At 72.7% G+C, this 19,312-nt stretch carries 17 protein-coding genes and 2 pseudogenes; 8 read left to right on the forward strand and 11 right to left on the reverse strand.

What is annotated here, in order from left to right:
* Positions 1-126 precede the first annotated feature (126 nt).
* Positions 127-1,173, forward strand: a complete 1,047-nt coding sequence (locus AB0E88_RS23175) for a glycosyltransferase (RefSeq protein WP_361633371.1) — start codon at positions 127-129, stop codon at positions 1,171-1,173.
* Between the two features lie 11 nt (positions 1,174-1,184).
* On the opposite strand, the gene AB0E88_RS23180 is transcribed toward AB0E88_RS23175, so the two are convergent.
* On the reverse strand, positions 1,185-1,841 hold the full coding sequence (locus AB0E88_RS23180; protein WP_361633374.1) for a hypothetical protein: 657 nt from the start codon (positions 1,839-1,841) through the stop codon (positions 1,185-1,187).
* 71 nt (positions 1,842-1,912) lie between these two features.
* Here AB0E88_RS23180 and AB0E88_RS23185 point away from each other — a divergent pair, with 71 nt between their 5' ends.
* Both AB0E88_RS23185 and AB0E88_RS23190 read left to right on the forward strand, forming a co-directional pair.
* Positions 1,913-3,922: an O-antigen ligase family protein gene (locus tag AB0E88_RS23185; RefSeq protein WP_361633377.1), complete on the forward strand. Its 2,010-nt coding sequence runs from the start codon at positions 1,913-1,915 to the stop codon at positions 3,920-3,922.
* Entirely contained in the window at positions 3,919-4,836 is a 918-nt protein-coding gene (locus AB0E88_RS23190; RefSeq protein WP_361633380.1) for a glycosyltransferase family 2 protein, read from the forward strand. The genes AB0E88_RS23185 and AB0E88_RS23190 overlap by 4 nt, the downstream gene beginning before the upstream one ends.
* Here AB0E88_RS23190 and AB0E88_RS23195 read toward each other — a convergent pair.
* The 10 genes and pseudogenes from AB0E88_RS23195 to AB0E88_RS23240 form a co-directional block, all read right to left on the reverse strand.
* Complete coding sequence (locus AB0E88_RS23195; RefSeq protein WP_361633383.1) at positions 4,815-5,606, reverse strand: glycosyltransferase family A protein; 792 nt, start codon at positions 5,604-5,606, stop codon at positions 4,815-4,817. The two genes, AB0E88_RS23190 and AB0E88_RS23195, sit on opposite strands and share 22 nt — an antisense overlap.
* Before the next feature lie 11 nt (positions 5,607-5,617).
* Positions 5,618-6,550, reverse strand: coding sequence for a hypothetical protein (locus AB0E88_RS23200; RefSeq protein ID WP_361633386.1), 933 nt, complete (start codon positions 6,548-6,550; stop codon positions 5,618-5,620).
* On the reverse strand, positions 6,547-8,064 hold the full coding sequence (locus AB0E88_RS23205) for an oligosaccharide flippase family protein (RefSeq protein WP_361633389.1): 1,518 nt from the start codon (positions 8,062-8,064) through the stop codon (positions 6,547-6,549). The genes AB0E88_RS23200 and AB0E88_RS23205 overlap by 4 nt, the downstream gene beginning before the upstream one ends.
* The gene (locus tag AB0E88_RS23210; protein ID WP_361633392.1) at positions 8,018-8,941 is read right to left on the reverse strand and encodes a Wzz/FepE/Etk N-terminal domain-containing protein; all 924 of its coding nucleotides are present in this window, start codon (positions 8,939-8,941) and stop codon (positions 8,018-8,020) included. Before AB0E88_RS23210 ends, AB0E88_RS23205 begins: the two co-directional genes overlap by 47 nt.
* 51 nt (positions 8,942-8,992) lie before the next feature.
* A complete protein-coding gene (gene wecB / locus AB0E88_RS23215) occupies positions 8,993-10,105 on the reverse strand; it encodes a UDP-N-acetylglucosamine 2-epimerase (non-hydrolyzing) (RefSeq protein ID WP_361633395.1) in 1,113 nt (370 codons plus the stop codon).
* Between the two features lie 3 nt (positions 10,106-10,108).
* Positions 10,109-11,368, reverse strand: coding sequence for a nucleotide sugar dehydrogenase (locus AB0E88_RS23220; RefSeq protein ID WP_361633397.1), 1,260 nt, complete (start codon positions 11,366-11,368; stop codon positions 10,109-10,111).
* Positions 11,368-12,138 (reverse strand): WecB/TagA/CpsF family glycosyltransferase, encoded by a 771-nt coding sequence (locus AB0E88_RS23225; protein WP_361633400.1) that lies wholly within the window; start codon positions 12,136-12,138, stop codon positions 11,368-11,370. The genes AB0E88_RS23220 and AB0E88_RS23225 overlap by 1 nt, the downstream gene beginning before the upstream one ends.
* On the reverse strand, positions 12,135-13,301 hold the full coding sequence (locus AB0E88_RS23230) for a hypothetical protein (protein WP_361633402.1): 1,167 nt from the start codon (positions 13,299-13,301) through the stop codon (positions 12,135-12,137). Before AB0E88_RS23230 ends, AB0E88_RS23225 begins: the two co-directional genes overlap by 4 nt.
* Before the next feature lie 306 nt (positions 13,302-13,607).
* Positions 13,608-14,207 (reverse strand): acyltransferase, encoded by a 600-nt coding sequence (locus AB0E88_RS23235; RefSeq protein WP_361633404.1) that lies wholly within the window; start codon positions 14,205-14,207, stop codon positions 13,608-13,610.
* 461 nt (positions 14,208-14,668) lie between these two features.
* A pseudogene (locus tag AB0E88_RS23240) lies at positions 14,669-14,803 on the reverse strand (metal-sensing transcriptional repressor); the annotation flags it as partial.
* Between the two features lie 82 nt (positions 14,804-14,885).
* Between AB0E88_RS23240 and AB0E88_RS23245 the strand changes: the two are divergent.
* The 5 genes and pseudogenes from AB0E88_RS23245 (at position 14,886) to AB0E88_RS23265 (ending at position 19,309) form a co-directional block, all read left to right on the forward strand.
* Entirely contained in the window at positions 14,886-15,785 is a 900-nt protein-coding gene (locus AB0E88_RS23245; protein WP_361633407.1) for an MBL fold metallo-hydrolase, read from the forward strand.
* Positions 15,786-15,998: 213 nt separating this feature from the next.
* On the forward strand, positions 15,999-17,411 hold the full coding sequence (locus AB0E88_RS23250; RefSeq protein WP_361633409.1) for a DEAD/DEAH box helicase: 1,413 nt from the start codon (positions 15,999-16,001) through the stop codon (positions 17,409-17,411).
* Positions 17,412-17,522: 111 nt separating this feature from the next.
* Positions 17,523-17,765: a DUF5302 domain-containing protein gene (locus AB0E88_RS23255; protein ID WP_361633411.1), complete on the forward strand. Its 243-nt coding sequence runs from the start codon at positions 17,523-17,525 to the stop codon at positions 17,763-17,765.
* A gap of 277 nt (positions 17,766-18,042) precedes the next feature.
* Positions 18,043-18,174: pseudogene (locus AB0E88_RS23260) on the forward strand (substrate-binding domain-containing protein); the annotation flags it as partial.
* A gap of 475 nt (positions 18,175-18,649) precedes the next feature.
* Positions 18,650-19,309, forward strand: a complete 660-nt coding sequence (locus AB0E88_RS23265) for a ScbR family autoregulator-binding transcription factor (protein ID WP_361633413.1) — start codon at positions 18,650-18,652, stop codon at positions 19,307-19,309.
* The last annotated feature ends 3 nt before the right edge of the window (positions 19,310-19,312 follow it).

A 19,312-nucleotide genomic window follows, 5' to 3' on the forward strand; every position in this document is an offset into this window, starting at 1 on the left:
GGGGCGGCCCGTTCTCACCCCCGACCCGCCCCCGCGACCCCAATAATATTCTCCCCCGCCGCGCGGGGGGGGGGGGGGGCGCCCGCCCCCGCCCCCCCCCACCACCGGGGATTGGCTGCCGCACCGATGAGCACCGTCAGTGTTGTCATCCCCTGCTACAAATACGGCCATTTCCTCGCCGACTGCGTCAGCAGCGTCCTGGACGAGCAGGACGGCGTGGACGTCCGGGTCCTCGTCATCGACGACGCCTCGCCCGACGACTCCGCCGAGGTCGCGCGAAAACTGGCCGCCTCCGACCCGCGCATCGAGGTCCACGTCCACGAGACCAACAAGGGCCACATCGCCACCTACAACGAGGGACTGCTGGAGTGGGCCGACGGCGACTACGTCGCCCTGCTGTCCGCCGACGACCGGCTCGTCCCGGGCGCACTCGTCCGCGCCGCCGCCCTCCTCGACACCCACCCCGAGGCCGGGTTCGCCTACGGGCGCCCCCTGCGCTTCCAGCACGGCGGCCCGCTCCCGCCGGCCCGCACCCGCTCCACCGGCTCCGTCGTCTACCCCGGCCAGTGGTGGCTGGAGCGCCGCTTCAGGGAAGGCACCGGCTGCATCACCTCACCGGAGGTCGTCGTCCGCACCAGCCTCCAGCGCACGGTCGGCGGCTACGACCCCGCCCTCCCGCACGCCGGTGACATCGAGATGTGGATGCGGCTCGCCGCCCACGCCGACGTCGGCTACATACGCGGCGCCGACCAGGCCTTCTACCGCGTCCACGGCGACAACATGTCCACCACCGACTTCGGCGGCCAGCTCGACGACCTGCGCCAGCGTCTCGTCGCCTTCGACTCGGTGCTCGACAAGTGCGGCGACCGGCTGCCCCACCGCGACCGTCTCGCCGAGCAGGTCCACACCCGGCTCGCCCGCTACGCCCTGCGCCGCGCCTACCGGGCCTACGACCGGGGCCGTACCGACGTCGTCCCGGTCGAGGCGTGCGTGGCGTTCGCCGAGGAGTGCCTGCCGGGCTACCGGGCGCTGCCCGAGTACCGGGCGCTGCGGCTGCGGCGGCGGATCGGGCCGGCGGCGATGCCGTACCTCCAGCCGCTGGTGTGGTCGGCCGTGGCCGACCGCGGCCGGGAATGGCTGTGGTGGGAGTCCTGGAAGCGCCGCGGCATCTGATGCGACCGAACTCAGGGAGCCACGGGAAGCGGCCCGGCGTGCCGGCCCGGCCTGACCTCGCGGCGGCTCATCAGGTACCGGTCGAGCCACAGCGCGCCCACCACACCACCGGCCAGGCCCAGCAGCGCGGCCCCGGCCAGGCCCCGGCTCGGCGTGCCCCGCACCTCGGCCGCGCTGGGCGACACCAGCACCGAAGCGGTGATCCGCGACCCGTCGGGGACCCCCTGCGACGTCTGCAACGCCTCGACGTGCCGGGTGTAGACGTCGACGACCCGGCGTACGGCGCGCACGGCGGTGCCGGAGTCCGACGCCTGCGCCTGCACTTGGAGCGAGGGGATCAGATAGCGGGGCGTCGCGCTGGTGCCGCTGTTGCGCGGCACCAGGTGATAGGTCCCCTCGACCCCGGCCGCCCGCAGCTCCCGGTCGCCCGCCGGGGACTGGAGCTGCTGGATCACCGAGTAGGAGACCAGGGCGAGCGGCGGCTGCAGATTGGTGAGCTGGTTCGGCTGGTTGCGCGTCACCGGAGGCTTGAGGACGACCACCGCGGAGCCGGCGTACTGCGGCGCGGGACGCACCACCTGCCAGGCACCGGCGGCCGTCAGCAGCAGCGCGGCCACCACGACGTACCAGCGCCGCAGCAGCGCGTCGGCGACGTTCCCGGGCGACATAGGAGATCCTTCCGTCACCCCCGATACTGGCAGGACGCGCGGCGTGATGCCACCGATTGGGGGGACGGTACGTGAGCCTTGGTGAGATATGGGCCATCCTGCGCAGACGCTGGTACTTCATGGTGCCCTTCACCCTGCTCAGTCTGCTCGGCGGCGGCTATCTCTACCTGACGGTGCCCGTCTCCTACCAGTCGCAGAGTTCGGTGGCGTTGCTGGATTCCTCGGCGGTGGCACGGCTGGCCCCGACCTTCGGCAACCCCATCTCGAACGCGGGCGGTTCGCTGATCGTCACGGCCGACGTGCTGATCCGCACCCTGGAATCCAGCGACGCGGCGAGGGAACTGCGCGGCCGGGGCGTCACCGACCCGTACACGGCGGGCTTCGCGCCGCAGAGCGAGAGCCCGCTGCTCTCCCTCAGCGTCACCGGCACCGACCGGGCGAAGGTGCTGCAGGAGACCAACACCCTGACCGCGTTCGCCGGTGAGCAGCTCGTCGCCCTGCAGGAAGCCGCCAAGGTCCCGCCCGCCTACCTCGTGCAGACGGCGCCCGTCGTCCTGCCCCAGACACCCGTCGCGAAGTCGAAGAGCCGCTACCAGGACGTGGCGGCCGTCGTCATCCTGGGGGTCGTCAGCGCGTTCCTGCTGTCGATCCTGATGGAGGGTGTCGCGGTGGTCCGCCGCCGGCGGCGCACCGAGTCAGGGCCGAACGAGACCCGCGCCGCGAAACGCGCCGGCAGGCCGGCCCGGCGCGTCGACGCCACGGCGATCCTCACCGTCTATCTGGCCCTGGCCCTGTTCATCCCGTCGAACCTCGCCCTGCCCGCGCTCGGCGGCGTCGGCACCCCGGCCAACGTCTTCGCCCTGCTCGGCCTGTTGTGGTACCTCGCGACCTGGCTCGGCGGCCGCATCCTGCCCGCCCCGGGCACCCGGCTCGCCCGGGTCGCGATGTGCGTGCTCGGTGTCGCCGTTCTCCTCGCGTACATCGCGGACGCGATGCGGGAGAGTTCGCACCAGGAGGTCCTCGGCGCCGACCGCGGGCTGATCGGCTATCTGGTGTGGGTGTCCCTGGTCGTCCTGACGTCGGCGGCCGTCCAGGAGCGGGGCCGGCTGGACGTGCTGCTGCGCCGCGTGGTGGTGCTCGCGTCCGTCGTCGCCGCGATCGGCTTCTACGACTTCTTCGCCGCCACCAACATCGCCGACTCGCTGCACATCCCCGGCCTGCAGACCAGCGTGGCCCAGGTGTCCGTCATGGACCGCGGCGCCTTCACCCGGCCCCGCTCCACCACGGCCCAGCCCCTGGAGTTCGCCGGCGTACTGGCCATCCTGCTGCCCTTCGCGATCCAGCAGGCCTTCGATCCGGTACGCCGTCATCTGCGGGCCTGGCGCCGCTGGGCGCCGGTCGTGCTGCTGGCGGGCGCGCTGCCGCTGTCGGTGTCGCGGACCTCGATCATCGGCCTGCTGCTGGTGGCCGTGGTGATGGTGGTGCGCTGGAAGCCGGCCCGGCGCTGGGCCGCGATCGGCGTGATGACGGCGTCCGTGGCCGTCTTCAAGGTCCTCGTGCCCGGGCTGATCGGCACGATCACGGGCCTGTTCGCGTCGTTCCTGTCCAACTCCGACAGCAGCACCCAGGCCCGCACGGTCAAATACAGCGCGATCGTGCCGTATCTGAAGGAACACCCGCTGTTCGGGCGGGGCTTCGGCACCTTCACCCCGGACCTGTACTTCTTCACCGACAACCAGTACATGCTGGGCCTCGCCGAGATGGGTGTCGTAGGACTCCTCGCGCTGCTCACCCTGTTCGTCACCGGCATCCACCAGGGCGGCGCCATCCGCCGTCTCGCCCGCACCGAGGCCGACCGCGAACTGGGACAGGCGTTCTTCGCCTCCTGCCTGGTCGCGATGGTCATCAGCGCCACCTTCGACTCGCTGAGCTTCCCGATGTTCGCCGGCATGTTCTTCCTGCTGCTGGGCGCGGGCGGCAGCTACCTGGGGTTCATCCGGCGCGAGGCCGCGGCCGCCGCCGTCGTGCGCCGCAGCACACCCACCGAAGCCCGGCTTCCCGACCTCGTGGAGTCCCGATGAGCCGCGTCGCCGTCATCGTCGTCACCTACAACAGCGCGGCGGTGCTCCCCGGGTTCCTCGCCGCGCTCCCGGACGGCATGACCGGCCTGGACTGGCGGCTGGTCGTCGCCGACAACGACTCCGCCGACGACACCGTCGACGTCCTGAAGACGCTGGCCCCGGACGCCACCGTCGTGCAGACCGGCCGCAACGCCGGGTACGCCGCCGGTGTCAACGCGGCGCTGGCCGCCGCCGGCGACCCCGGTGCCGTACTGATCTGCAACCCGGACATCCGCATGCGGCGCGGCTGCGCCAGACGGCTCGTCGACAGCCTCGGTGACGGCGTCGGCATCGCCGTGCCCCTGCTCTACGAGGAGGGCGGGGACACCCCGCACCACTCGCTGCGCCGGGAGTCGAGCGTGCTGCGGGCCCTCGGCGAGGCCGTCATCGGCAACCGCCGGGCCGGGCGTTTCCCGGCGCTGAGCGAACTCGTCACCGACCCGGGCGCCTACCGGCGGCCCACCCGCGCTGACTGGGCGACGGGCGCGCTCATGGCGATCTCCGCCGCCTGCCTCGCCGCGTGCGGCCCGTGGGACGAGTCCTTCTTCCTCTACTCGGAGGAGACCGAGTACTGCCTGCGGGCACGCGACCTCGGACACGCCACACAGCTGGAACCGACGGCCGAGGCCGTCCACCTCGGCGGGGACTCGCAGGTCTCGCCCTGGCTGTGGAGTCTGCTCACGCTCAACCGGGTACGGCTGTACCGGCGCCGCCACGGGCCGCTGGCGACCGCCTGCTTCCGCGCGGCCGTCCTGCTGCGGGAGACCTCACGCGCCCTCCTCGGCCGCGCCGCCAGCCGGGCCGCGGCCGGCGCGCTGCTCACCCCGGGCGCCCTGCGGGCCACCCCCGGCCCTCAGGCGGACCAGGTCGTGTAGAAACTCCCCGGATTCACCAGGTACCGCACGGTGGCGTGCGGTACATGGCGCACCCGGTGGCCGCGGCTGTAGCGGCGGATCAGCTCCCAGTCCTCGCGCGGCATCACCTCGGGGGTGCGCCGCAGCCGGCTGAAGTGCAGGGCCCGGGTGCGCCGCGCGACGAACGCGTTGGTGTCCAGGAACGACTCCCGGGCGGCCCGGCGCCGGTCGAACGGTACCGACAGCACGTCCCGTTCGGTGCCGTCCGGCAGCACGCGGCGCAGCGCCGTGTAGACGCCGTCGGGCCCGTCCGGGGCCTCCAGCACCGCCAGCGCCCGCTCCAGGTGGTCCGGCTCCCACAGGTTGTCGTCGTCCAGGAACGCCACGTACCGCGAGCGGGTGAGGCGGATGCCCACGTTGCGCACGACGCCGGCCACACCGGTGTTGCGGGCCAGCGACACCGCGAACAGCCGGGGATCGTCGGGCAGTTCGGGCAGCCCGGCGCCGTCGTCGACCACGATCACGACCTGGTCGCGCACGCTCTGGGCGAGAGCCGAACGGACGGCCGCCCGCAGCGCGTCGGGCCGGCGGTGGGTGGCGATGACCGTGGCGACGAGCGCGGCGGGCGGGGGAGCCGCGGCGGGCGCGAGCCGGCGGACCTCCGCCGTCTCCAGGCGGCGCAGGCGCAGCGCCGAGGGGGCGAGCAGCACCTTGTTGCGCAGTTCGAACAGGACGAGCCAGCCGAAGGCGCCCTTGAGCAGCTCCCAGGGGGCACGGACGATACGTCGCATGATCCTCTTCCTCAGCCGGCCGGCCTGGGGACGATCGGGGTGCCGTCGGAGAACCGGTTGCCGCGCCAGACGTTCCCCCTGCCGCCCTCGTTCCAGGCGGTGACCGCCCCGTAGACACCGGAGTTGCGGTGGTAGCGGCGCGAGAAGACGTTGTCCGTGACCCTGACCATCGTGGCGCCCGGCCCGCCCCCGTACAGCGCGTACGCGCCGCCCGCCAGCAGGTTGCGCTCGACGGTGACCCGGGAGACATGGCCGCTGTCCGCGAACAGGCCGACGGCGGCGGACGCCCCGCGGTCCACGGGCACCGGGTTGAGGAGCGTGTTGTGCCGGATCACCAGCTCGCCCGTGCTGCCGCCGCCGCTGATCACCGCGTCGGTGTGCTGCCACTCACCGCCGGTGTTGCGGAACGGCACGAGGTCGTGGACGTAGTTGTCGTGCAGATACCCCTGGCCCATGGACAGGGCGTTGCCGAACACGGAGACGTCGCACCAGCCGACCTCGATCGAACTCGTCCCCATGTTGGAGACGGCGTAGTCCACCCCGCCGTTGTCCGGGCCCTTGCCGGGCTCGGCGGTGATGGTGCTGTGCAGGACCTTCAGGCCGCTGTGGCCGGGGCGCAGGTTGATCCCCCACCAGTTGGCGGAGGTGATCCTCGAGTCGACGACGGTCACGTCATCGGCGTAGACGTCGAGGGAGCCGGTGAGGTCCCAGCCCTTGATGACCGTGCCGTCGGTGCGGATGCTGATGTTCCCCGAGGAGTGCGGGGTGAGGGGGATGCGCGGGCCGGTGCTGCGGGCGTCCGGGAAACCGGCCTCCCCGGGGAGCGGCGGCTTGGCGTCCGCGGTTCGCTCCGGGGAGCGGGCCGGGGCGGGGTCGCCGCCCGCCGAACAGGCGGCGCACAGCACGAGGGCCAGGCCGGCGAGCAGGAGGCGCAGCCTCGTCATACGGTCTCCGGGGTACGCGAGCCGAGCAGGAACCCGCGGCTCGGCAGGACGCACACTACATAGCAGGCCAGCGCGGCCGTGGCGGTGACACACAGGGCGAGCAGGCCGCCGCCGAGGAGCCGCCTCGCGGCGAGCACCACCAGCGTCATCACCGCGCCCCCGAGGAACGGCCAGGCGCAGGCCCGGGCCAGCGGCGCGAGACCTATCCCGGCCCGCCCCAGCGCGTGCAGGAAGGCGGGTACGACGAGACCGGCGGCGACCAGCACATGGCCCTCGGCGACGCCGACGATGCCGTTCAGCCGGGCGCCGGCGACCAGGACGGGGAGCAGGGCGACGACCCACAGGCCCTGGGTGAGGATCAGGGAACGGCGCCGGCCGGCGGCGACGAGGCAGTCGTAGGCGAGTTCGCAGCCGATGCGGACCAGGCCCAGCGCCATCAGCCAGGGCAGCGCGGCCGCGGCGGGCACCCAGGTGCTGCCGTACACCAGGTCGACGACCGGGGCCGCGAGACCGCCGAGCAGCACACACAGCGGGACGGTACCGGTGACCAGGACACCCAGGGCGCGGCTGAAGCCCTGGGCGAGCGCCTGCGGGGAGTCGGCGAGACGGGAGAAGCCCGCGAAGGACACCCGCCGGGCCGCCTCGGAGATGATGCGGACCGGCCAGCCGGACATGTTGAACGCCAGCACGTAGAAGCCGAGCGAGACCCCGCCGAGGGTGGAGCCGACGACGAGGGTGTCCACGTTCACGACGGCGAGCGCGAGCAGGCTGGCGCCGGCCAGCGGCAGCCCGAACGTCAGCAGCGCGCGCGCCTGCACGGGGTCCCAGCCGAAGCGCAGGGTGCCGGGGGCGGCCAGGGCGCAGCCGGCGAGGGCGGCGATGTTGCCGGCGACCGCGCCCCAGGCGAAGCTCATCGCGCCCGCGCCGGTGAACGCCAGCGCCAGCGTCACCGAGGTGCTGAGCACGAAGTTGAGCGCGTCGATGACCATCCGCCGGCCCTGGGCGAACTCCCGGGTGAGGATGGCGGCCGGCACCTGCGCCACGCCGTCGATCACCAGGCACAGACACATCACGCGCAGCACACCCGTGGCGTCGGGTGAGTCCAGCAGCACGGCGACCGTCGGCGCCGCGAGGAACAGGGCGGCGTACAGCAGGCCGCTGGAGGCGGTGGCCAGGGTCAGCACGGTCGGCGCGAAGCGGCGCGGGTCGCCCTCCCAGCGCACCAGGGCCAGGCTGACGCCCAGTTCGTTCGCCGACAGCAGGACCAGCAGCACGGTCTGGGCGATGCCGTACACGCCCCACTCGGCCGGTCCCAGGGCGAAGCGTGCCAGGAGGATGCCGGTGGCGAAGTTGCCCAGGCGCATGACGACGGTGTTGATCAGGCTCCAGCGGGCCGCGGAACGGACCTGGTGGCCGAGCGACGCGGGAGCGGCGGGCCCCCGCCCGGCGTCCTCGCCGCCGCCCGGCTCAGCGGTGCCGCTGTCCGGTGTGCGGACGCTGTCCATGCTGTCCATGCGCAGACTCCTCGTCGAGCGGCTCGGCGGCGGACTCCACGGTCATGACGGACCGCCCGGCCCTCGGCTCCGTGGCGGACCGGGCGTCGGGGGACCTGGTCTCGGCGGACCTGCCGTCGGCGGACCTGGTGTCCGTGGACCTGCCGTCCGTGGACCGGTTGTCCGTCGGCCGGTTGTCGGCGGCACGGGACCAGCTGGGTGAGGTCCGCAGCGCCATCGTCTGCTCCACGACCGTCTCCCCGGGCGTGGGCTGCGCCGGCCGCGCGGGCCTTTCGGCCCGCGGACGCCGGCGCGCCTCCATGAAGAAGACGGCCACCAGGCTCAGCACCAGACCGAGACCGCCGGCCATGATCATGTACTCGAGCCGCGTCTTGGTCTGCGCCACCGGGTCCTGCGGGGGCACGATCGTCGTCATGCGGATCATGGCCTTGGGGTCGACCCGCTGCTGCCGCTGGAACTGCTCCAGCCGTTCCTGGGCGTACGTCGTCAGGATGCGGTCCGCGGACAGCACACCGGCCTTGTCGTCGCCGGTGACGGTGAGCCACATCAGGGGCCCCTGCGCGTTGTCGGCGAGCTTCGCCTCGAAGGTGCCGTTCGCGCCCCGGGATTTCAGCTCCCGGAGCGAGCCGTCGGAGTTGAGGTTGCGGGCCAGGCTGTCGGCCATGCCGGTGAGCGAGGTCTGCGTGCTCAGGAACGGGTTGCCGTCGTAGGCGACGGTGGCCTTCTGCGAGTTCAGCAGGACGACCGTGCTCTGCGACTGGTACGTGACCGGCACCGTCAGCGCCACGGCCGCGGTCAGCGCCGCGGTCAGCAGCAGTCCGGGCAGCAGCACCTTCCAGCGCCTGCGCATGACACGGAAGATCTCAGCGAGATCCATGGCGGTCCCCCCTCGCGACCCGATGTGCCCCGAGCATATGGTGCGAGCGGATCATTCGGGGAGTGTCCGGTCGGTCGGCCGCGGCCGGGTACGCGCGGTGCCTCCCCCCAGCAGCACGTCGGCGATGCGGTCGCTCGCGCGGCCGTCCCACAGCTCGGGCCGGCGCGGCGCGGGCGGGGCGTCCAGCACCCGGTGCACGGTGGACACGATCCGCTCCGGATCCCGGCCGGCCAGCACATTGGTGCCCTGCTCGACGGTGATCGGCCGCTCGGTGTTGTCCCGCAGGGTCACACAGGGCACGCCGAGCGCGGTGGTCTCCTCCTGCACACCGCCGGAGTCGGTCAGCACGAGCCGGGCGCCCTCCTGCAGCGCGATGAAGTCCAGGTACCCGGCGGCCGGCACCAGCCGGATGCCCCCGGGCACGCCGATCTCGGCCAGCCGCCCGGCCGCGCGCGGGTGCACGGGCAGTACGAGCGGGCAGCGGCCGGCGATCTCACCCAGCGCCTTCAGCAGTCCGGCGAGCACCCCGGGGTCGTCCACGTTGGCCGGCCGGTGCAGCGTGACCAGGCCGTACGCCCCCCGGGACAGGCCGTACCGGTCGAGGGCGCCGGAGTTCCCCGCCCGCTCCAGATTGGCCAGCAGCGTGTCGATCATGACATTGCCGACGAGGTGGACTTGGTCGTCCCGGTATCCCTCGGCGCGCAGGTTCTCCACGGCGTCCGGCGAGGGGGCCAGCAGATAGTCGCTGACCCGGTCGGTGGCGACCCGGTTCACCTCCTCCGGCATGCTCCAGTCACGGCTGCGCAGCCCCGCCTCGACGTGCGCGAGCAGCGGTCCGGCCTTCGCCGTCACCAGGGCGCAGGCCAGGGTGGAGTTGATGTCGCCGACCACGACGACCACGTCCGGGGACACCTCGTCCAGCAGCGGCTCGAACGCGGTCATCACGCGTCCGGTCTGCTCGGCGTGGGTGCCGGAGCCGACCCCGAGGAAGCGGTCCGGCGGACGGATGCCGAGGTCGGCGAAGAACACGTCGTTCATCGCCGGGTCGTAGTGCTGACCGGTGTGGACGAGGACGACCTCGGCGCCCCGGCGCTCCAGGGCGTCCATCACCGGCTTGATCTTCATGTAGTTGGGTCGCGCCCCGGCGACGCAGACGACGCGCATGTCTCAGAGCACCTCGATCGTGGGGCCGGCCGTCAGGCGCCGACGGCAGTCGAGCACGAAGGGCGCGTACTCGGCGATCAGTTCGTAGTCGAAGTTGTCGTGGTCGGTGAGCAGGACGACCACGTCGGCGGCCGCCAGCTCCTCGGGCACCGGCTCCACCCGCACCAGCCGCGCGTCCACCGGCAGGTCCTCCACGACGTGCGGGTCCGCCGCCCGCACCTGGGCGCCCATGTCGAGCAGCAGCTGGGAGATGCGCAGCGCGGGCGACTCCCGGGCGTCACCGGTGTTCTTCTTGTACGCCAGCCCCAGCAGCAGGATGCGCGAGCCGTTCACGGACCGGCGCCGCTGGTTGAACAGGTCGCTGATGCGGCGCGCCACGTACTCGGGCATGTGGCTGTTGATGTCGTTGGCCAGCTCCACGAACCGGAAGGACTGGCCGAGTTCGCGCTGCACCCGCCAGGACAGGTAGGAGGGGTCGATCGGCAGGCAGTGGCCGCCGACGCCCGGCCCGGGCGTGAACTTCATGAAGCCGAACGGCTTGGTGGAGGCCGCGTCGATCGCCTGCCACACGTCGATGTCCAGGTGGTGGGCGAACATCGCGACCTCGTTGACCAGCGCGATGTTCACATGGCGGAAGGTGTTCTCCAGCAGCTTGGCGAGTTCGGCCTCCTTGGGCGAACGCACCGGCACGGTGGTGTCGACGAGCTCCGCGTAGAAGTCCTGGACGGCCTTCAGGGACGCCGCGTCGACGCCGGAGACCACCTTCGGCGTCTGCTGGAACCCCCAGACCGCGTTGCCCGGGTCGATCCGCTCGGGGGAGTAGCCGAGGTGGAAGTCGGCGCCTGCCTTCAGGCCCGAGCCGTCCTCAAGGATCGGTGCGAACAACTCCTCGGTGGTGCCGGGATACGTCGTCGACTCCAGGACGACGGTGGCCCCGGGGCGCAGATAGCGGGCGAGGGTGGCCGCCGACTCCCTGATGTAGCGCAGGTCGGGAGTGCCCTCGTGCAGCGGGGTCGGCACGGTGACCACGGCGACGTCGAAACCGCCGCAGTCGCGCGCCAGATCGCTCGGTCTGTAGGTGCCGTCGTCCAGCGCGGCGCGGATCCGCTCCGAGGAGACGTCCTCGACGAAGGACTCACCGGCGGCGAGGCTCTTGATCCGCCGGGCGTCGACGTCGTAGCCGATCACCTCGTGTCCGACCTCGGCGGCGCGGACGGCCAGCGGCAGCCCGACGTAACCCTGTCCAACCACGACGACGCGCATCAGTGACTCCTGTCGGCGGAAGCGGGCGACGGGGTGAGCCGGACGAACTCGCGCGCCGTCATGAGAAGGAAGGAGGCGTTGGTGGTGACATAGCGCCTGCCCAGGCGGCGCGGCTCCTGCAGCGCGCGGTAGAGCCATTCGAGCCCCCACCGCTGCCAGGACTTCGGGGCCCGCTTGGTGACCCCGGCCAGGATGTCGAACGAGCCGCCGACGCCGTGCACGACACGGGCTCCGGTGCGGGCGCCGTGCGCGGCGGTGAAGATCTCCTTCTTGGGCGAGGTCATGCCGAGGAAGAGCATCTGGGCACCGCTGCGGGCGATGCCGTCCGCGATCGCCTCCTGCTCGGAGTCGTCGAAGTAGCCGTTGCGGCTGCCGGCGACCTTCAGGCCGGGGAAGCGGATCGCCACCCGGCGCAGCATCTCGGCGAGCACGTCCTCCTTCGCGCCGAGGAAGTACACGGAGACGCCGGCCGTCTCGGCCTCGGCCAGCAGCCGCAGGAACAGGTCGATACCGGCCACGCGCTCCGGCAGCGGGGCGCGCAGGATCCGGCCGGCCCACACCACGGCCTGCCCGTCGGCGAGGACGAGATCGCAGCCGGTCACGGCGTCGGCGAGCCGCGGGTCGCGCCGCATGTTCACCAGCTTCGCGGCGTTGACCACGCCGATCTCCAGCTGACGGCCCTCACGCACCGCTGCGAGGCAGCGCTCCACGGTCTCGTCCATGGTCAGCGCGTCCAGCTCGACTCCGAACAGGGACTGACGCGCGCTCATATCGCGCTCCCCAGCCAGGCGTGCAGCATCCAGCCGAACTCGTACGGCCGGCACTCGCGGTCCACGGACAGCGGGCGGTACACCCGGTCCAGCGCGGTCAGCCGCAGCTTCGGGGCGACGCGGGTGGCGAGGCCGCGGGCGGCGCGTACGGCCTTCTTCGGGTCGCCCCGGAAGACCTTGCGCCAGGTGACGCCGAGGTCGTCCAGGATCATCGGCTCCCGGTACGCGGCGCCGGCCAGTTCGGGCACGTCCGTCATCCAGCGCAGGCCCTTGCGGATCGCCGCGCCGAAGTCGGTGCCGCCGGCGTCGGTGAGGTCGAACAGCGCGGTCGGGGCCATCGCGTGCTGGTGGACGCTGTAGACCGGGTAGCCCTCCACGACGGAGCCGGTGCGGGCGTCGTAGTGCCACCACCACTGGCCGCCTTCGCCCTGCAGCGCGCAGATGCGCGCGGCGCACGCCTCGGACGCGGCGAGCGCTTCCGGGTCGCCCCCGACGCTGCTCGCGTGCGCCCGGGCCAAGGCCTGCAGGGGGTACGTCTGGTCGGCGAAGCAGCTCACGTGCTCCCGGTACCAGGGCACCAGGCCGGGTCCGGTGGCGTGCGGGAACAGCGGGCTGTCGCCGACGCGGGCGCGCAGCAGACGGTCGCGGGCGGCGGCGAAGTGCGCCTCCACGTCGACGGTGTCCCGGGCCGCGGCGAGCGCGGACAGCACCCACGCCGCCTCGGCGGTGTACTGCGCCCGGCCGGCCGTGTCCAGGGCCTCGACGCGGGCGAGGGCGTCGGAGAGCTTGGGGTGCCCGGTGTCGGCGGCGGCCCACGCGATGAGCGCCGCGTCGCCGAGGTTGGTCACCGCGGGCAGCGACTCGACCAGCAGACCGACGAACTCCTCGGCGCTGCGCCCGCCGAGCGCCGCACGCTGGCGGTCCTCGGGGAGGAACCGCACGCCGAGCGCGGTGATGGCCGCGTACCGGGTGCTGATCCCGCGCCGCTCCAGGGCCCAGGAACCGTCGGGGCGCTGCTGCCCCGCCATGGTGAAGGCGAAGGCCTCACCGCCGGGCAGCAGCATCTTCGGCAGCCCCGATTCGGCGAGCGCGAGGAGGCGCCTGGCGAGCGGGAGCAGCGGCGGCTCCTCCTGAGCGAGCGCCGCGAGACGTGAAGTGGTCATCGTGTGGACACACCAACCCCCCTGTTGTGCACAGACTTGTGATCGCCGGGACGGATGGCCGCACGGCGGAAACAGACGTCGGACGCCGGTCGTCGGACGTCGATGCGCGGATGTGGACCCGCGGATGCCGATCGTCGGACGTCAGGCGTCGGAGCGGCGCTCGCTCCTCGCGTCAGACACAGATGTACCCACCCGGTACCCCCCCTGGGCGCTGGTTTGTGTGCTCACTGTGCCCCGCCTCCACAGTACGCACACATGTTATGCCTGCGGATGTTCGAGGAATGGTGTTTTGCGAAAATCAGAAAGTCATACGCGTTCGAAAAGTTCGCCGTTCTTCTCGTCGTAGAACGCGCCCGTCTCGGGGCACTCCCACGTGCCCGGCTCACCGTCGCGCTCCACCAGTCGTACGCCGGCCCGGCCCACCCAGCCGATCCGGCGCGCCGGAACACCCGCGACCAGCGCGAAGTCCGGTACGTCCCGGGTGACCACCGCCCCCGCGGCGACCAGCGCCCAGCGCCCCACGCGCACCGGCGCCACGCACACCGAACGCGCCCCGAGCGACGCCCCCTCGCCCACGGTCACGGCCACGGCGTCCCAGTCGCCACCGCGCTTGAGCTTGCCCTCCGGGTCCACCGAGCGCGGGAAGTAGTCGTTGGTGAGCACGGCCGCCGGACCGACGAACACCCCGTCGCCGAGCACCGCGGGCTCGTACACCAGGGCGTAGTTCTGCAACTTGACGTGGTCGCCGATCCGCACGCCCGGCCCGACGTAGGCCCCCCGGCCCACGGTGCACCCACGGCCCAGCGTCGCGTCCTCGCGTATCTGGGCGAGATCCCAGACGGTCGTCCCGTCGCCTATCGTCGCGGCCTCGTCGACCTGGGCGGTCGGCTGGATCCTGGAACTCATCGCGCTGAACCTCTCTCTCGTCGAGCGGGCCGGGAACGCCGGGTCCGCGCGCACGCGGTGACCGGTGCCCGGCCGGACGCGTACGGGTTCGCGCCGCGCAGCCGGAAGCCGCACCGAACCGGGCCGAACGCCCCGCTCGATGGCCGCGCCGCCGAAAGTACCGCCCCCGGCCCCGTCGAACCAGACCGTACTCAGTCAGACAGGGGTTCGCTTCCGGGCTCGGCGGAGGGTGACGCGGGGCGCGCCGGTGGCGAGCGCCGGTCGACCCGGCGCGGCCTGGGGTGCTCTCGCGACGCGGGCAGCCCGTCATCGCCGGTGGGGACGACTACGAGCGGCCGCCCGAAGGGCACCGGGGCCGCACGCACGTACACGAGGGGGTACCAACTGCCGGGCTGCTGACGCGAATTCGCCCGTAACCTGCCCCGTGAGCGGCCGACTTCCCGCTTGCCCTGCGGGAACAGCCTCTCCAGCCGTGCGCGCGAGGCGGCCGCGAGTCGGGTGACGACCTCCTCGCAGTCCCGCCCTTCCTCGATCATCCGGATCACGCCGGAGATCCGGCCCCGCGCACGCCGTAGCCGATTCCGTACGGCCTTCAGGGACGCACCCTCGAGTTCAAGCTCGGGTGGGTCCCGGTACCGTGCCCGGCAGGCTCGTCACGATGCGGAGGGCAGGAGAGTCGTGGACGCACAGAGCACGGGATGCACAACCGTCGCGTACGGCGGGGTGGACGTCCTCGTCGGCCCCCGGCAGGGCGCCTACCCGTACGGCAACTCGCTGCTCGTGCGCGGCGCGTCGGAGACCCTGGTCGTCGATCCGTCGCTGTCGCTCGTCGAGGGCGCACCCCCGGCGGACCTGGTCCTGGTGAGCCACGCCCATGAGGACCACATCGCCGGCCTCGGCAGCTACGACCTCGCACCGGTCCACGTCCACGGCGCCGACCTCGCCGCGCTGCGCTCGCGCGAGGCGATGGTCGCCGGGCTCGGCCTTCCGTCCGACGCGGCGAAGGAGGTGGACGCGACGTTCCGCGACCACTTCCACGTACGGGGACGTCCCGACGCACTCGGCTTCGACGACGGCGCTGTGTTCGATGTGGGCGGGCGCACCGTGACCGTGGTGCATCTGCCGGGCCACACCGCGGGCCACTGCGGCTTCCTGATCGAGCCGGACGGTTTCCTGTTCGTCGCGGACATCGACCTGACGTCCTTCGGTCCCTACTACGGCGACCCCGGCAGCAGTCTCGCCGACTTCGAGGCGTCGATGCGCCGCTGCCGGGACATCGACGCCCGCTGGTACGGCACGTCCCACCAGAGAGGCGTGATCGAGGGCGCCGCGGAGTTCCGGAGCCGCCTGGACGCCTTCGCGGCCGTGGTGGTCAGGCGGGACGCGGCCCTGCTGGCGTTCCTCGGCGAACCCCGCACCGTCGAGGAGATCGCCGAGCACCGGCTGGTCTACCGGCCCCACGTCGAAGGCCCGCACGTGGGCCCGGTGGAACGCAGGACGGCTGCGCGGCACCTGGACCGGCTCCTGGGTGAAGCGCGGGTCGTGGAGGTGGAGCCGGGGCGGTTCCGGGCGACATAGCCCCGGGCGGCAGCAGCGGGTGCGGAGTCAGGGGGGCAGGGCACGGGGCCAGGGGGTGATCGGCGTCACGGCGCGACGATCCTGCCCTGTGTTAAAGTCACGCTTTTGCGTGGTCGTCGCGGTGGGCGACTCTGTCAGTTCGGTTCCGCTCGTGCGGAGGCTGTTCCATCCTGCCGGGCCTTCCTCGGTACGTTCCCCTGCGGAAGGCTGTTCATGAACCACCCCGACGGCTCCGGCATCACTCACGGCGGTCCCGCCCGGCCCGAGCCCATGCCCCCGGCGCTGCCCGCGCCCGCGTCCTTCGCCGACCTGCCGCTGCCGGTGGAGGTGCTGCGGACACTGACCGGGCTCGGGGTGCGCGAACCCTTCCCGATCCAGGCCGCGACGATGCCCGACGCCCTGACGGGGCGCGACGTCCTCGGGCGCGGCCGCACCGGGTCCGGCAAGACGCTCGCGTTCGGCCTGCCGCTGCTGACCCGTACGGCCGGGCGCCGCGCCGAACCGAAGCAGCCCCTCGCCCTGGTCCTCGTGCCCACCCGGGAGCTGGCCCAGCAGGTCACCCAGGCGCTGGCGCCGTACGCCGAGGCGCTGCGGCTGCGGATGGCCACGGTCGTCGGCGGCATGTCCATCGGCCGGCAGATCGCCGCGCTGCGCGAGGGAGCCGAGGTGGTCGTCGCCACCCCCGGACGCCTGCACGACCTGGTCGAGCGCAACGCCTGCCGCCTGGGCCGGGTGAGGATCACCGTGCTGGACGAGGCCGACCAGATGTGCGACCTGGGGTTCCTGCCGCAGGTGGTCGACGTGCTCGACCGGGTGCACCCCGACGGTCAGCGGATGCTGTTCTCGGCCACCCTCGATCGCGACGTCGACCAACTGGTGAGCCGCTGTCTCCACGACCCCGTGGTCCACTCGGTCGACCCGTCCGCGGGCACGGTCACGACGATGGAGCACCACGTTCTGGTCGTCCACGGTCCCGACCGCTACGCCGTCACCACGGAGATCGCCGCCCGCGACGGCCGTGTCCTGCTGTTCCTCGACACCAAGCACGCCGTCGACCAGCTCACCCGGCACCTGCGGGCCAGCGGGGTGCACGCCGGGGCCCTGCACAGCGGCAAGTCGCAGCCCCAGCGCACACGCACCCTGGCGCAGTTCAAGAACGGCCAGATCACCGTTCTGGTGGCGACCAATGTCGCGGCCCGCGGCCTGCACGTCGACGACCTCGATCTCGTCGTCAACGTCGACCCGCCCACCGACCCCAAGGACTACGTCCACCGGGCCGGCCGCACCGCCCGCGCCGGTGAGTCCGGCAGCGTGGTCACGCTCGTCGTGCCGGGCCGGCGCCGCGAGACGAGCGAGATGCTGGCCGCGGCCGGCATCGAGCCGACCGTCACCAAAGTGCGCTCCGGCGAGGCGCAGTTGAGCCGGATCACCGGCGCCAAGGCTCCCTCCGGCATCCCGCTCGACGGCGGGCCCGCCGCACCGCGCCCCAAGAACACCAACGCTCCCTTCCGTGGCCTCGGCACCAGCAAGGACCCCCGCGGCGCCGGCGGCAAGTCCCGCAAGGCGGGCGAGGCCCGCAAGCTCGCCGAGGCCCGCAAGGCCGCCCTGGTCCGGCGCAACGGCTGAGAATCGAGGGCGGCACTACCGGGACGCGGCAGGATGACGTGGCCGGCGCCCCGCACCGGGCCCGGCATGACAAGCTGTGCCTTGCCCAAACCCCCGAACCAGGAGGTCACCATGACCGCAGAACCCGTATCCCCCGAAGGTTCGGAGCCGGCCGCCCCCGAGACGTCCCCGCTGACGGCGGACGGCGACGGCAACTACGACCTCAAGCGCAAGTTCCGCGAAGCCCTGGCGCGCAAGCGCAGTGCGCAGGCGGACGCCGCCGACACCGCGGCCAACCCCGATGCCTCGAAGGTCCGTGCGGCGCACGGCCCGGCCGCGAGCCAGCGGTCGTTCCGGCGCAAGAGCGGCGGCTGAGCCGATCGTTCCCGCCGCCCGGCCGCCTGACCGGCACCGGGCGCGCTGACCACACACGAGTCCGGTGCCACGGCCCGCAACGCACGCACGCCCTGCGCACGTTGCGGGCCGCGGCATGACCGGCGGGCTCGTGTGGACGAGGCGCCGGTAGGGGCCGGACGTGGTGCCGGTGCCCGGATCAGTGGTTGCCCGGATCAGTGGTTGAACCTGAGACGCGGGGCCCCGTCGCGTGCCGGCGCGTGGGCCTTGCCGGCGGGCCCCCTCCCGGGTGGACGCGCTCACCACCGTCCACCAGCCCAGAGAGGCTTTCGGACGGGAAATGGCGCGCATGCTCGCCGCACTGGTCAACGGGCAGGTCCCGACCCCGCTGATCCTCCCCACGCGACTGGTGACCCGCGCCGGCGTCTGAGGGCCGTGCCCCGGCGCCGGCCCTCGACGCGAAGAACGGGCGGAGGCAGCGCCGGCCGCCGGTTCCGGATGGTCTCGACGAGCAGCAGGTGCTGACGGCGTGTCCTGGGCCGACGCCACGGCCGGCCACTGACCCGGACGCACCGGTGAACCGGGCGGTGCGGGCGGCGAGTTCGCACCGGCCGATGCGTCGTAAAAGCCGGGGCGCGGGTGGAGCGGCCACCGCCGGCGACGAGCGGGAAGGCATCCAGCGGCGCTCGAGTGCCCCCGGCTACCGTCGCGGTCAACCCCCCGATTTCACAAGCCAGTCGACCGGCTTTTCATTGACAAGTCGTTCGACCGGTTTCTAGTGTGGCCGCAGACGGGGGAGCCGCGCCCGTCTGCCGGGTACCGCGAGGGCGGGGACGGACCGGCGGTGCAGGCGGTGGACCTGTGGGGACGGGTCCTGCCGCTTCGATGTATGGGGGGACCGACCGATGGCGAAGCAGGAGCGATCGGAACGCACGCTGGAGAGGCTGGTCGTCGCGGCGGCCGAGGAGTTCGCCCTCCACGGCTTCGTCAGGGCGACGCTCGGCGGTGTGAGCCGCACCGCCGGTGTCACCAAGGGGGCGCTGTTCTTCCACTTCCCGACCAAGGACGACCTCGCGGACGCCGTGCAGAAACGGGGCCAGGACATCCTGGAGACGATGCTCACGGACGTGACCCGTGCCGAGAAGTCCTGTCTCCAAGTCCTCGTGGACGCCACGCACACGCTGAGCGGAATGCTGCGCTCGGACCCGTTCATCAAGGCCGGCGTGCGGATCGCGCGGGAGCGGACGGCGGGGAGCCCGGTCCCCGCGGACTTCTACCCGCTGTGGCTGGGCCGGCTGGGGCAGTTGCTCGAAACGGCGCGCAAGGACGGTGAGCTGGCCGCCGATGTTCCCGATCTGTCCGCGCGCACGCTCGTCACCGCGGTGGTGTGCGGAGTCGAGACGCTGGCCTGGATGGGCGTGCCCGAGGACGAGAGTCACCAGTGGCTCGGGTGCCTGTGGGAACTGGTGCTTCCCGTCGTCGCCTCTGCGGACGCCCTCCCGCGGCTGCGGACCGCGGCGCCCGTGGCCGCGTCCTCGGGACGCGGGCGCGCCGTACGTCACTGACCG

The sequence above is a fragment of the Streptomyces sp. NPDC028635 genome (assembly GCF_040637635.1).
In the GTDB taxonomy this organism is placed as follows: Bacteria; Actinomycetota; Actinomycetes; order Streptomycetales; family Streptomycetaceae; genus Streptomyces.